The 12,358-nt window shown below is 40.6% G+C and carries 15 protein-coding genes; 11 read left to right on the forward strand and 4 right to left on the reverse strand.

From position 1 onward, the window contains the following. Positions 1–423 precede the first annotated feature (423 nt). The 5 genes from HNQ82_RS14560 (at position 424) to HNQ82_RS09815 (ending at position 4,096) form a co-directional block, all read left to right on the forward strand. On the forward strand, positions 424–663 hold the full coding sequence (locus HNQ82_RS14560; protein WP_245191126.1) for a DUF2953 domain-containing protein: 240 nt from the start codon (positions 424–426) through the stop codon (positions 661–663). Between the two features lie 11 nt (positions 664–674). Continuing rightward, complete coding sequence (gene ytfJ, locus HNQ82_RS09800; protein ID WP_055440099.1) at positions 675–1,100, forward strand: GerW family sporulation protein; 426 nt, start codon at positions 675–677, stop codon at positions 1,098–1,100. A 77-nt stretch (positions 1,101–1,177) separates the two neighbouring features. Next, on the forward strand, positions 1,178–1,684 hold the full coding sequence (gene tpx / locus HNQ82_RS09805; protein WP_032100382.1) for a thiol peroxidase: 507 nt from the start codon (positions 1,178–1,180) through the stop codon (positions 1,682–1,684). An 86-nt stretch (positions 1,685–1,770) separates the two neighbouring features. Further along, the gene (locus tag HNQ82_RS09810) at positions 1,771–2,745 is read left to right on the forward strand and encodes a class I SAM-dependent methyltransferase (RefSeq protein WP_080730260.1); all 975 of its coding nucleotides are present in this window, start codon (positions 1,771–1,773) and stop codon (positions 2,743–2,745) included. Between the two features lie 157 nt (positions 2,746–2,902). Further along, complete coding sequence (locus HNQ82_RS09815) at positions 2,903–4,096, forward strand: acetate kinase (RefSeq protein ID WP_032100380.1); 1,194 nt, start codon at positions 2,903–2,905, stop codon at positions 4,094–4,096. Between the two features lie 35 nt (positions 4,097–4,131). On the opposite strand, the gene HNQ82_RS09820 is transcribed toward HNQ82_RS09815, so the two are convergent. After that, positions 4,132–4,446, reverse strand: coding sequence for a hypothetical protein (locus HNQ82_RS09820; protein WP_183249221.1), 315 nt, complete (start codon positions 4,444–4,446; stop codon positions 4,132–4,134). Positions 4,447–4,592: 146 nt separating this feature from the next. On the opposite strand from HNQ82_RS09820, the gene HNQ82_RS09825 reads away from it, so the two are divergent. Next, on the forward strand, positions 4,593–5,801 hold the full coding sequence (locus HNQ82_RS09825; protein WP_183249223.1) for an argininosuccinate synthase: 1,209 nt from the start codon (positions 4,593–4,595) through the stop codon (positions 5,799–5,801). Continuing rightward, positions 5,798–7,174, forward strand: a complete 1,377-nt coding sequence (gene argH, locus HNQ82_RS09830; RefSeq protein ID WP_183249225.1) for an argininosuccinate lyase — start codon at positions 5,798–5,800, stop codon at positions 7,172–7,174. The genes HNQ82_RS09825 and argH overlap by 4 nt, the downstream gene beginning before the upstream one ends. 12 nt (positions 7,175–7,186) lie before the next feature. On the opposite strand, the gene HNQ82_RS09835 is transcribed toward argH, so the two are convergent. Beyond that, positions 7,187–7,639 (reverse strand): universal stress protein, encoded by a 453-nt coding sequence (locus HNQ82_RS09835; RefSeq protein WP_055440092.1) that lies wholly within the window; start codon positions 7,637–7,639, stop codon positions 7,187–7,189. Between the two features lie 106 nt (positions 7,640–7,745). Here HNQ82_RS09835 and HNQ82_RS14690 point away from each other — a divergent pair, with 106 nt between their 5' ends. Next, positions 7,746–7,874, forward strand: a complete 129-nt coding sequence (locus HNQ82_RS14690; RefSeq protein WP_281380816.1) for a hypothetical protein — start codon at positions 7,746–7,748, stop codon at positions 7,872–7,874. Between the two features lie 92 nt (positions 7,875–7,966). Then, positions 7,967–8,728: an SDR family oxidoreductase gene (locus HNQ82_RS09840; protein WP_183249227.1), complete on the forward strand. Its 762-nt coding sequence runs from the start codon at positions 7,967–7,969 to the stop codon at positions 8,726–8,728. 17 nt (positions 8,729–8,745) lie between these two features. On the opposite strand, the gene HNQ82_RS09845 is transcribed toward HNQ82_RS09840, so the two are convergent. Beyond that, complete coding sequence (locus HNQ82_RS09845) at positions 8,746–9,840, reverse strand: M24 family metallopeptidase (protein WP_183249228.1); 1,095 nt, start codon at positions 9,838–9,840, stop codon at positions 8,746–8,748. Between the two features lie 105 nt (positions 9,841–9,945). On the opposite strand from HNQ82_RS09845, the gene HNQ82_RS09850 reads away from it, so the two are divergent. Next, positions 9,946–10,623 (forward strand): metal-dependent hydrolase, encoded by a 678-nt coding sequence (locus HNQ82_RS09850; protein ID WP_183249230.1) that lies wholly within the window; start codon positions 9,946–9,948, stop codon positions 10,621–10,623. Between the two features lie 73 nt (positions 10,624–10,696). After that, on the forward strand, positions 10,697–12,007 hold the full coding sequence (locus HNQ82_RS09855; protein ID WP_183249232.1) for a CBS domain-containing protein: 1,311 nt from the start codon (positions 10,697–10,699) through the stop codon (positions 12,005–12,007). Positions 12,008–12,022: 15 nt separating this feature from the next. Here HNQ82_RS09855 and HNQ82_RS09860 read toward each other — a convergent pair whose 3' ends face one another. Then, complete coding sequence (locus HNQ82_RS09860) at positions 12,023–12,322, reverse strand: YtpI family protein (protein ID WP_032100371.1); 300 nt, start codon at positions 12,320–12,322, stop codon at positions 12,023–12,025. Positions 12,323–12,358 lie beyond the last annotated feature (36 nt).

Genomic DNA, 12,358 nt, shown 5'->3' on the forward strand with positions numbered 1-12,358 from the left:
CATCGGGAAGGAAGTGAACAACCGATGATTTTCGTTATTGTCATCATCCTTATAGCCTTCTTAGCGCTTATTCCTTTTTTATACGTGCGTATCACCATTCAATTTCAACATGCACAAGATAATGATCAATTAACGATAGACATTCGCCTTCTTCGGTTTCTTCGTTATCGTTTTACTGTTCCGCTTATTGAAATATCGAAGAGAGAAGCAGGCATTGTGACAGAACAAAAAACGAATACTGGAAAAGATGAAAAAACAACGTTTACTGTTACGGATGCTCGTGAACGTCTAGCCCAAGTGAGGCAGTGGTTAAATCGAATCGTTCATTTACATACAATCGTAAAAAAGTTTTTACAAAAAGTTTCTGTTTTACAGTTTCACTGGCATACACAAGTTGGGGTAGGCGATGCCGCGAAAACAGGGATGATTGTAGGGCTTGGTTGGTCGATTAAATATTATATAGTAGCCATGGTCAGTAAATATATGAACGTTTGTAGTCATCCTTCTATTTCAATTGTTCCTTTTTTTCAAGGAGCAGTATCACGTACGTCGTTTACATGTATGATCCGATTTCGAATCGGTTATGCTATATTAGCAGGACTGAAGGTCGTCAAACATTTGAAAAAAGGAACACGGGTCACGAACGACGTGGAAAGCTGTTAGGAGGAATGAAAATGAGTGGACATCCAATTGAAGGATTAATGACGACAGCGATGGAAAACTTAAAGCAAATGATCGATGTCAATACGATTATTGGTGATCCTGTGGAGACACCAGATGGAAGCGTCATTTTAACTGTATCAAAAGTCGGTTTCGGTTTTGCAGCAGGCGGTAGTGAGTTTATGTTGAATGATGGAAATGAACAACAAAAAGAAGCTCATCCGTTTGGTGGCGGAAGCGGTGGCGGTGTATCGATTACCCCGATTGCCTTTTTAATTGTAAACAGTTCAGGTGTGAAACTGTTGCATGTTGATGAAAGTACGCATTTATATGAGAAAATTTTAGACTTAGCCCCGCAAGCGATCGAAAAAATTCAGCAAATGTTTGAGAAAAAAGAAAAACCGAAGCAACATAATGAAGCACCCGATTTTGATATTTAGTCTCAATCGAAATAATTGAATTTTTCATCTAATTACGTTATGATGAGCCTGTATCTTATATAAAGAGGAGGCTTACTATGGCGAGTGTTACATTTAAAGGAAATCCTGTCACATTAATCGGTCAAGAAGTGAAAGTCGGTGATGTCGCTCCGAATTTCACCGTACTTGCAAACGATTTATCGCCAGTGACATTAGATGATACAAAAGGATTCGTTCGTTTAATTAGCGTTGTACCGTCGATCGACACGGGGGTTTGTGATGCCCAAACACGTCGTTTTAATGAAGAAGCAGGAAGCATTGAAGGAGTAAAAGTATTAACGATTAGCGTTGATTTGCCATTTGCTCAAAAACGCTGGTGCGCAGCGAGCGGATTGGAAAACGTTGTCACATTATCTGATCATCGCGACGTATCGTTTGGTCAAGCCTACGGTGTGCTTATTCAAGAGTTACGTTTACTTGCTCGTGCTGTATTTGTTGTAGATCGCAATGATCGTGTGACGTATGTCGAGTATGTATCGGAAGCGACAAACCATCCAAACTATGAAGCAGCGATTGAAGCGGCAAGACAAGCGGCTCAACAATAATTGTGAGAGGCTATCTCAAAAAAGGGATAGCCTTTTTCGTTTACATTCTCTAAAATAAAATGTCGGACAGAAAGGAGTGAATGATATTGGAAAAGCTATTTACAGTCATTGACGAAACAGCAACGTGGTTGCAAGAAGAATTAAAATGCTCTTATTTAGAAGCTGTCGCTGAAACGGGTGAAAACATATTTCATGAAGAAATTCTTCAAGAAGAAGTAAGTGAGTTTTTAAAAAAACGGCTGAAAAAAGCGTATGAATCTATCAGTTTGCACGATTGGAAAAATGAACATATTCGTAAAGCGTTGCAATTAGCGATGTTAAAAGGAATGAAGGAATATGTACAGCCTCACCATCAAATGACACCAGATGCGGTATCAGTATTTATCGGTTACTTAGTTGATGAATTTACAAAAACGTATTTTTCGCTATCGCTTCTCGATCCAGCCATTGGAACAGGAAATTTAATGACAGCTGTATTAAACCAACTGACGAATAAAAAAGTAAAAAGTTATGGAGTGGATGTAGACGATTTATTATTGAAGCTCGCTTATGTGAATGCAAATTTACAACAACATGAAATGCAACTATTTCATCAAGATAGTTTAAAGCCATTGTTTATTGAGCCAGTTGATGTAGTCGTGTGCGATTTGCCGATCGGATATTATCTAGATGACGAAAATGCCAAGTCATTTCGCTTACATGCAAAAAGCGGTCATTCATATGCTCATTATTTGTTTATTGAGCAAAGCATTCGTTATACGAAAGAAGGCGGGTATTTATTTTTCTTAATTCCAAATACGCTGTTTACATCAGATGAATCAAAAGATCTGCACGCGTTCATCAAAGAAGAGACGTTTATTCAAGGCTTGTTGCAGCTTCCGCTTTCGATGTTTAAAAATGAAGCAGCAGCGAAAAGTATTTTTATTTTGCAAAAGAAAGGTACATATGCAAAAGCTCCAAAACAAGCATTGCTTGCTCAACTTCCTAGCTTTTCAAATAAGCAGGCGATGCAAGCAATGGTGTTGAAGCTCGAACAATGGCTAAAAGAAAATCGTTCATAACCTTCTGAATATAACAAATATGTGAAGAAAACGTTTTCGTCAAGTTTGTGTACTTGAAAAGAGCGACGAACGACCCGTAAAATGAGAGACGTACCGATGAAATTCGCATATTTGCATACAATAATTGTGAACGATGTTAAAGGAGCTGTTTAGTCAAATGCCAAAAGTCATAGCGATTAATGCGGGAAGTTCTTCGTTAAAGTTTCAATTGTTTAACATGCCGAGTGAAGAAGTATTAACAAAAGGTGTTGTTGAGCGAATTGGTTTTGAAGATGCGATTTTTAATATTACAGTAAATGGTGAAAAAATAAAAGAAGTAACACCGATTCCAGATCATGCGGTTGCTGTAAAAATGTTACTTGATAAATTAATTGAGCTTGGTATTATTCAATCGTTTGATGAAATCGAAGGAATCGGTCATCGCGTTGTGCATGGTGGCGAGAAATTTAGCGACTCGGTTTTAATTACAGATGAAACGTTAAAAGAAATTGAAGATTTATCTGATTTAGCGCCATTACACAACCCAGCGAACGTTGTTGGCATTAAAGCGTTCCGTGAAGTGTTGCCGAACGTACCAGCTGTTGCGGTGTTTGATACAGCATTCCATCAGACGATGCCAGAGCAGTCGTTTTTGTATAGCTTGCCGTATGAGTATTACGAAAAGTTTGGCATTCGTAAATACGGATTCCACGGCACATCGCATAAATATGTGACACAACGAGCAGCTGAACTGTTAGGTCGCCCGATTGAGCAACTTCGTTTAATTTCTTGTCATTTAGGAAATGGAGCGAGCATTGCAGCAGTAGAAGGTGGAAAATCGATCGATACGTCGATGGGCTTTACGCCGCTTGCTGGTGTAGCAATGGGCACGCGTTCTGGCAACATTGACCCGGCGTTAATCCCATACATTATGCAAAAAACAGGGAAAACAGCCGAGGAAGTCATTGACATTTTAAATAAGAAGAGTGGTATGCTCGGCTTAACGGGTTTTTCAAGCGATTTACGCGATATTGAAGAAGCGGCTGCTAAAGGTGACGAGCGTGCAGAATTAGCGCTTGAAGTGTTTGCAGGTCGCATTCATAAATATATCGGTTCATACGCAGCGCGCATGTGTGGTGTAGATGCGATTATTTTCACAGCGGGCATTGGAGAAAACAGCGATGTTGTGCGCGCAAAAGTATTGCGTGGTCTTGAATTTATGGGCGTTTACTGGGATCCAGCATTAAATAAAGTGCGCGGGAAAGAAGCGTTCATTAGCTATCCACACTCGCCTGTAAAAGTATTAGTCATCCCGACGAATGAAGAGGTTATGATTGCTCGCGACGTCATGCGATTAGCGAACTTAGCGTAAAAAAAGGTGTCCGTATGGGCACCTTTTTTACATTTTCATTGATGTATGCGATTAGTCACCGTTTGGTTCATCCGATACCAAATCCATAAATCATTAATGATTGAAGCGAGGGACGCGATTTCAGAGTTGAGCGTACATGAACGAGCAAAATCATTTTCTTCCCCAAGCTGCCTTTGCTTTTCATTAATTTGCTGTTCTAGCTCGATTATTCGATCAGGGATTTTCCCACGGATCGTCTCCCACTCTAATAAAATCGCCGCTTGTTCTTCTTTTGTATACATCTCCCACGCCTTCTCTAAATGAGGCAGTCGAATGCCTAGCCGTTCATCATATATAAAATGTGTACTCATTTTATTCTCCCATCCTTTTCAGTTATTAATTTTTATTTTAATCAAAATAGTTATTGAAAAAAAGAAAAATAGTTGTTACATTATTAATATGTAAAATGAATAAATATTAAAAAACGAGTATTTTTATTCTTTGAGGAGGAACGATCATGGCAAATCCAAAAGTAGTGCTCGCTTATTCAGGAGGTTTAGATACATCAGTAGCTATTAAATGGCTGCAGGAACAAGGATATGATGTTGTTGCTTGTTGTTTAGATGTTGGTGAGGGGAAAGATTTAGAGTTTGTGAAAGAAAAAGCGTTAAAAGTCGGTGCTGTACAATCATACATGATCGATGCGAAAGAAGAGTTTGCGAATGAATATGCGCTTGTTGCTTTGCAAGCACATGCGCTGTATGAAGGAAAATATCCGCTCATCTCTGCGTTGTCCCGTCCATTAATTTCAAAAAAGCTTGTTGAAATTGCTGAATTAGAAGGAGCGGTTGCTGTGGCGCACGGTTGCACAGGAAAAGGAAATGACCAAGTGCGCTTTGAAGTGTCCATTCAAGCATTAAATCCGAATTTAAAAGTGATTGCACCTGTTCGAGAATGGAAATGGTCGCGCGAAGAAGAGATTGAATATGCGAAACAACATAACATTCCGATTCCAATCGATTTAGATAGCCCATTTTCCATTGATCAAAACTTATGGGGAAGAAGTAACGAGTGCGGCATTTTAGAGGACCCGTGGGCAGCGCCGCCAGAAGAAGCATACGAGTTAACAGTTGCACTTGAACATACACCAAATGAGCCAGATATCATTGAAATCGGCTTTGAGCAAGGAATACCGAAAACAATTAATGGAAAAGCGTATTCGCTTGCAGAGTTTATTCTTGAACTGAATGCACTAGCTGGCAAACACGGTGTTGGTCGCATCGACCATGTCGAAAACCGACTCGTTGGGATTAAATCGCGTGAAGTATACGAATGTCCAGGAGCAATGACGCTTATTAAAGCACATAAAGAATTAGAAGACTTAACACTTGTTAAAGAAGTCGCTCATTTCAAGCCGATTATTGAGCAAAAAATTGCAGAAGTCATTTATAACGGTCTTTGGTTTTCCCCATTAAAAGATGCGCTTGTGGCGTTTTTAAAAGAAACACAAAAAAATGTGACAGGCGTTGTACGAGTGAAATTGTTTAAAGGTCATGCGATTGTAGAAGGTCGGAAATCTCCGTTTTCGCTATACGACGAAAAATTAGCGACGTATACGGCAGAAGATGAATTCGATCATCAAGCAGCTGTCGGATTTATTTCTTTATTCGGCTTGCCGACAAAAGTGTATAGTATCGTCAACGGAGAAAAGAAGGTGAACGTGTGAAAAAGTTATGGGGGGGACGGTTTACAAAAACAGCAGCACAATGGGTCGATGACTTTGGCGCATCGATCCATTTTGATCAACAACTCGTCGAAGAAGACATTGAAGGAAGTATCGCTCATGTGACGATGCTTGGTGAATGTGACATTTTGCCAAAAGAAGATGTCGAAACGATGAAAAAAGGGTTAACGAAGTTATTAGAAAAAGCAAAAAACGGCGAGCTCTCCTTTTCGGTTGCTTATGAAGATATTCATTTAAACATTGAAAAAATGTTGATTGATGAAATCGGCTCTGTTGGAGGAAAGCTTCATACAGGAAGAAGTCGAAACGATCAAGTCGCGACGGATATGCATTTATATTTGCGAAAACGGGTCACTGAGATCATCGAACTCATTCGTCAATTGCAACGTGTGCTTGTGGAAAAAGCAGAACAACACATTGAAACGCTTATTCCTGGTTATACGCACTTACAACGAGCACAGCCGATTTCATTTGCTCATCATTTGATGGCGTATGTATGGATGTTTGAACGGGATCGAGAGCGGTTTACAGAATCATTAAAGCGGATTAACAAATCGCCGCTTGGTGCGGGAGCGCTGGCAGGGACGACGTTTCCGATCGATCGTCATTTGACAGCCAAACTTCTCGGTTTTGATAGCATATATGAAAACAGCTTAGATGCGGTGAGCGATCGTGACTTTATTATCGAATTTTTAAGCCATAGTTCCCTTTTGATGATGCATTTATCTCGCTTTTGTGAAGAGCTTATTCTTTGGTCGAGTCAAGAGTTTCAGTTTATCGAAATAGACGACACGTTTGCGACAGGAAGCAGCATTATGCCACAAAAGAAAAATCCCGATATGGCTGAGCTCATTCGCGGAAAAACAGGACGAGTGTATGGGCATTTAATGGCGTTACTGACCGTTATGAAAGGATTGCCGCTCGCTTACAATAAAGATATGCAAGAAGATAAAGAAGGCATGTTTGACACGGTTCAAACGGTCATCGGTAGTTTAAAAATTTTCACCGGCATGATTGAAACGATGACGATTCGCACTGATGTGATGGAAAAGGCAACGAAACAAGATTTTTCAAATGCAACAGAACTAGCAGATTATTTAGCGAAAAAAGGTGTGCCGTTTCGTGAGGCGCATGAAATCGTCGGGAAACTCGTGCTTACATGCATTGAACGAGGTGTTTTTTTAGCAGATTTGCCGCTCGATGTATATCAACAAGCGTCGCCTTTATTTGAAGAAGATATTTATAATGCTCTCGATCCATATACAGCAGTAAATCGTCGTACGAGTGCGGGTGGGACAGGATTTACCGCAGTAAAAATAGCAATTGAGAAAGCTAAGCAAATGATAGAGGCATAAAAGCGTTCGCTTTTATGCCTCTGTTTGTTCAGGTGTGCGTACAACAAGTACATCGCATTTTGCATATCGTGTAATATGTTCGGAAACGCTTCCAATGAAAAAGCGTTCGACTGCACTCATTCCTGTTGCGCCACAAACGATTAAATCGACTTCATATTTTGGAGCGACTTCTTTTGAAATTTTTACTTTTGGGGAACCGTACTCAATATCTGTGACGACTTCTTTCACTCCTGCCTCGACAGCTTGTTTTTCATACGATTGTAACAATTCTTTTGCGAATTTTTCTGCCCGCTCTGCCACCGTTCGATCGTATGCTTCAATGGTTGCGAATGAACGAACGTCAATAATGTGTGAAAGAACGAGTGAAGCGTCGTTGCGTTTGGCAATTTCAATTGCTTTTTTAAACGCCCATTCTGCTTCTTTTGAGCCATCGACTGCTACTAAAATTTTTTTATACTTGTACATAAACACTCCCCCAATAAAAAATTTTCCTTCCTATTCAAGTATATCATTTTTTGTAAAACAAACACTACGTATTGTCGAAAAATTTATGACGAAAGGGGTAAAAACAATGCGTGAAAAGGAACAAAGAGAACAACTGTATTATGATGAAAACGGCGTTTCAGAAGTGACTGAGCAAATTACGGATGCATACATCAGTGGGGTCATTGAACAGGAAGATGAGCAAAAGAGGCGATAACGCCTCTTTTGTTTCTAACGAGCATAACAAGTGTTTTCCTCCGCCTATTTGTAGTACGATAAACATAGCAAAGCATGGATGGAGGGATGAGTATGCGACATGCGATTGTAACAGCAGGGTCGAAAGGGCTCGGAAAAAAAGTGACGGAACGATTTTTAGACAAAGGATATGCTGTTACCGTCCATTATCGAAGCGACGTACAAGCGGTTGAAGCATTGAAAGACATGTATCGTCATTGTCATGACCGCCTTCATTTTGTACAAGGGGATGTGACGAACAAAGAAGATTTAATTCGTCTCGTGGATGAAGCGTTGGCGACATTCGGGCGAATTGACTACTTGATTCATAATGCAGGTCCTTACATATTCGAGCGAAAAAAACTGGCGGATTATACTGATGACGAATGGTACGAAATGATTGAAGGGAACTTAAGCGCCATGTTTCATTTGTTTAAACGGGTTGTCCCGATCATGCGCAACCAACGTTTCGGCCGCATTGTGACGTACGGTTTTCAAGGAGCAGATCACGCACCAGGGTGGATGTATCGTTCAGCATTTAGCGCAGCGAAAGTGGGGCTCGTTTCGCTTACAAAAACGATTGCGCTTGAAGAAGCGGAGTATGGCATTACAGCAAATATGGTTTGTCCGGGAAATATTATTGGAGAAATGAAAGAAGCGACCATTGCATATGCTCGCCAGATAAAAGACGATATGACACCGATTGGCCGTTCAGGGACAGGGGAAGATATTGCCCGCGTCGTTGAATTTTTATGTGATGATCACTCCGATATGATTACAGGGACAGTCATTGAAGTAACCGGCGGTCTAGACGTTATTCATCGGTATCGAAAATAGGCTGCCATCGTGACAGCCTATATGATTTGTAGTTCTTTTGGATATGTTGTTAAAAGAAGCGGTCCTTTTTCAGTCATGTACACGTCGTCTTCAATGCGTACGCCACCGACTGATGGGACGTAAATACCAGGTTCAATGGTAAATACCATTCCCGCTTGAAGAGGCATTGTGTTTGTTGCGTTCATCGACGGATATTCATGAACATCAATGCCGAGACCATGACCGATTCGATGCGGAAAATATGCTCCGTATCCTTCTTGTTCGATGAGCGAACGAGCGGTTTTGTCAATGCTTCCAATCGGTGCGCCAATTTGACACGTATGGATCGCCGCTTGCTGCGCTTGTAAGACGGTGTTGTATATGCGTTTTTGTTCTTCTGTTGGTTGCCCGAATACAACCGTGCGCGTAATATCGGAACAATATCCATCAAGTACGACACCGAGGTCAAATAACACGAAATCGCCTGCTTGAATACGATTCATTCCTGGGACACCATGGGGATGTGCGCTATTTGTTCCGGTAAGAACCATCGTATCAAACGCCATCGTACGTACCCCTTGTTTTTTTAATTCATATTCAATAGTGGCGATGATTTCTAATTCTGTTTTCCCTTCTTTCAGCGAACGGACACCGACATCGACACCGAAATCCGCTAATTCGGCTGCTTGACGAAGCATGTGGAGCTCTTTTTCATCTTTTGTCATACGTAGTTCATGGATCGTGTCGGTCAAATCGAAACATGATGCATGAGAAAAGAACGATTGAAGTTGCTCGAGACGGCTTACAGTGATATGAGATTTTTCGATACCGATTCGTTCTGTTTGTACATTTCGTCTATTTAACTCATTGTGCAACATATGCCACGGATCATGCACATCATCATAGCTGACGATGGAATATGACCAGCCTGCTTGTTTTGCTTGATTCACATCCATTTCTGGACAAATGAGAAACGGTTCGTCATTTGGAAGGACGACAATAGCTAATAACCGTTCATGTGGGTTGCTGTAAAAGTTGCTAAAATAAAAAACGTTTGCTGTCGATGTAATAAACGCCCATGATGCGTTTGTTTCTTTCAGTTTTTGTTGGAGTTTACTTATTCGTTCCATCATATTCACATCCTTTCTTTTTCAGCTTATCATGAACGAAAAAAGAAGGAAATAGCGCAAAAATGAAGAAACAAGATCATGTAAAAAACGAGGAAAGGAGAATGAAAAATGAAGCTGACTTACCACGGACATTCAGCCGTGAAAATTGAAACGAATGGAAAAACGATTTTCATTGATCCTTTTATTACAGGGAATCCGCTAACAGATTTAAAGACAGAGGACGTTCATGTCGATGTTATTTTATTAACACATGGTCATAATGATCATGTCGGAGATACAGTTGCATTAGCAAAGCAAAATGATGCCCTTGTTATTGCTCCTTATGAATTAGCTACATATTTAAGCTGGAAAGGTGTTCGTACCCATCCGATGCACATCGGTGGATCATTTACGTTTGAGTTCGGCAAAGTAAAATTGACGCAAGCGTTTCACGGTTCTAGCTATGTAGAAGAAAACGAAACGATTGTTTATACAGGAATGCCAAGTGGCATTTTATTCTATGCAGAAGGAAAAACGATTTATCATGCCGGAGATACAGCGTTATTTTCTGATATGAAACTTATTGGAGAAATGAATGATATCGACGTTGCCTTTTTACCAATCGGAGATAATTTTACGATGGGACCAGAGGATGCAGCGATTGCAGCGAAATGGCTAAAGGCGAAAACGGTTGTTCCCATTCATTACAATACATTCCCTGTCATTCAACAGGATCCACAATGGTTCGTCGCAAAGATTGAAGGTGTTGGCCGCGTCCTGCATGTTGGGGAAAGCGTTGAACTGTGAAAACGTTCATTGAATGCAGTCATGCACACCCTTATAATAAGAGTAAGAAACTGTCGAAAAAGGGTGGGGCAACTTGACGATTACGAAGCACGAACAAATTTTGCAATATATTGAGAGCTTACCGGTCGGAGAAAAAATATCCGTTCGCCAAATCGCAAAAGAAATGGGAGTAAGCGAAGGAACGGCTTATCGTGCCATTAAGGACGCTGAAACAAAAGGATATGTGAGCACGATTGAACGGGTCGGAACGATTCGCATTGAACAAAAGAAGAAAGAAAATATTGAAAAGCTAACGTATGCTGAAGTTGTCAATATTGTTGATGGGCAAGTGCTCGGAGGAAAAGAAGGACTACATAAAACGTTAAATAAATTCGTCATCGGTGCGATGAAGCTTGAAGCGATGATGCGTTATACAGGTGCAGGTAATTTGTTGATCGTTGGGAACCGAACGAAAGCGCACGAATTAGCGCTTGAAGCGGGGGCGGGCGTGCTCATTACAGGCGGTTTTGATACAGAAGAGCATGTAAAAAAATTAGCGGATGAGCGGCAACTGCCCATTATTTCGACAAGTTACGACACGTTTACGGTTGCGACGATGATTAATCGCGCCATTTATGACCAGTTAATTAAAAAAGAAATCGTGCTCGTTGAAGATATTTTAACGCCATTTGAAAAAACAGCATATTTGTATGTGACAGATCCAATCGAGCGGTGGTATGAACTGAATCGCGAAACGAAGCATAGCCGTTTTCCAGTCATTGATCAGCAATTAAAAGTGCAAGGAATTGTGACGGCAAAAGATATTATGGGATATGAGCGTAACGTGCTGATTGAAAAAGTGATGACGAAACATCCGATTACAGTCAGTGGAAAAACGTCAGTCGCTTCCGCATCGCATATGATGGTGTGGGAAGGAATTGAAGTGTTGCCGGTTGTCGATGAATACAATCGACTTCAAGGAATTATTAGTCGCCAAGACGTATTAAAAGCGTTACAAATGGTCCAACGTCAACCACAAGTTGGCGAGACGATTGATGATATTGTAACCACCCAGTTTTTAACGGAAACAGTTGATGGTGTTTTTCGTTGTAACATTACTCCGCAAATGACAAATCATTTAGGAACATTATCATACGGTGTATTTACGACGATTGTAACCGAGGCGGCTACGCGTGCGCTTCGGTTACATAAACGAGGCGATCTCGTTGTAGAGAACATTACCATTTACTTTATTAAACCCGTACAAATTGATAGCGTCATCGATATTAAACCGAAATTGCTAGAAATTGGACGTAAATTTGGGAAGGTTGACGTTGAAGTGTTTAATGAAGGGACGCTAGTCGGAAAGGCGTTAATGATGTGTCAATTGCTTGAACGACAATAGGCTGCGTACGGCAGCCTATTTCGTTTCTTCCGCTTCTTTTACTGCAAGCGGAAAATAATAGCGATGGGCACGGTAACCTGCCCATATGCTTCCTGCACCGACAAGAAGAAACACAATACCAACGATGAGAGATACCGTTGACCGATGAATGAAAAATTGGTTGATCGCAAAGAAAAATACAAACGAGCCAAGCGCAATGCTTGATTTTGAACTAATCCATTTTCGCTCCATCGGTTTTTTACTGCGGAAATATTTTATTTTGTAATACAAATAAAACGAAAGAGAAAAAATGATGAGTATAACAAATATTGGCATATTCAGTCCTCCAAAAGAAAAATTGTTGCGTGATTA

The sequence above is a fragment of the Anoxybacillus tengchongensis genome, from assembly GCF_014201585.1.
Classification (GTDB): domain Bacteria; phylum Bacillota; class Bacilli; order Bacillales; family Anoxybacillaceae; genus Anoxybacillus; species Anoxybacillus tengchongensis.

What these genes read in the sequence shown, in the direction of transcription:
- HNQ82_RS09820 (WP_183249221.1), bottom strand. Translation starts at nt 4,446, where the DNA reads ATGAGTACACATTTTATATATGATGAACGGCTAGGCATTCGACTGCCT.
- HNQ82_RS14560 (WP_245191126.1), top strand. Translation starts at nt 424, where the DNA reads ATGATTGTAGGGCTTGGTTGGTCGATTAAATATTATATAGTAGCCATG.
- HNQ82_RS09815 (WP_032100380.1), top strand. Translation starts at nt 2,903, where the DNA reads ATGCCAAAAGTCATAGCGATTAATGCGGGAAGTTCTTCGTTAAAGTTT.
- tpx (WP_032100382.1), top strand. Translation starts at nt 1,178, where the DNA reads ATGGCGAGTGTTACATTTAAAGGAAATCCTGTCACATTAATCGGTCAA.
- HNQ82_RS09840 (WP_183249227.1), top strand. Translation starts at nt 7,967, where the DNA reads ATGCGACATGCGATTGTAACAGCAGGGTCGAAAGGGCTCGGAAAAAAA.
- HNQ82_RS09845 (WP_183249228.1), bottom strand. Translation starts at nt 9,840, where the DNA reads ATGATGGAACGAATAAGTAAACTCCAACAAAAACTGAAAGAAACAAAC.
- HNQ82_RS09835 (WP_055440092.1), bottom strand. Translation starts at nt 7,639, where the DNA reads ATGTACAAGTATAAAAAAATTTTAGTAGCAGTCGATGGCTCAAAAGAA.
- HNQ82_RS09825 (WP_183249223.1), top strand. Translation starts at nt 4,593, where the DNA reads ATGGCAAATCCAAAAGTAGTGCTCGCTTATTCAGGAGGTTTAGATACA.
- HNQ82_RS09860 (WP_032100371.1), bottom strand. Translation starts at nt 12,322, where the DNA reads ATGCCAATATTTGTTATACTCATCATTTTTTCTCTTTCGTTTTATTTG.
- HNQ82_RS09850 (WP_183249230.1), top strand. Translation starts at nt 9,946, where the DNA reads ATGAAGCTGACTTACCACGGACATTCAGCCGTGAAAATTGAAACGAAT.
- ytfJ (WP_055440099.1), top strand. Translation starts at nt 675, where the DNA reads ATGAGTGGACATCCAATTGAAGGATTAATGACGACAGCGATGGAAAAC.
- HNQ82_RS14690 (WP_281380816.1), top strand. Translation starts at nt 7,746, where the DNA reads ATGCGTGAAAAGGAACAAAGAGAACAACTGTATTATGATGAAAACGGC.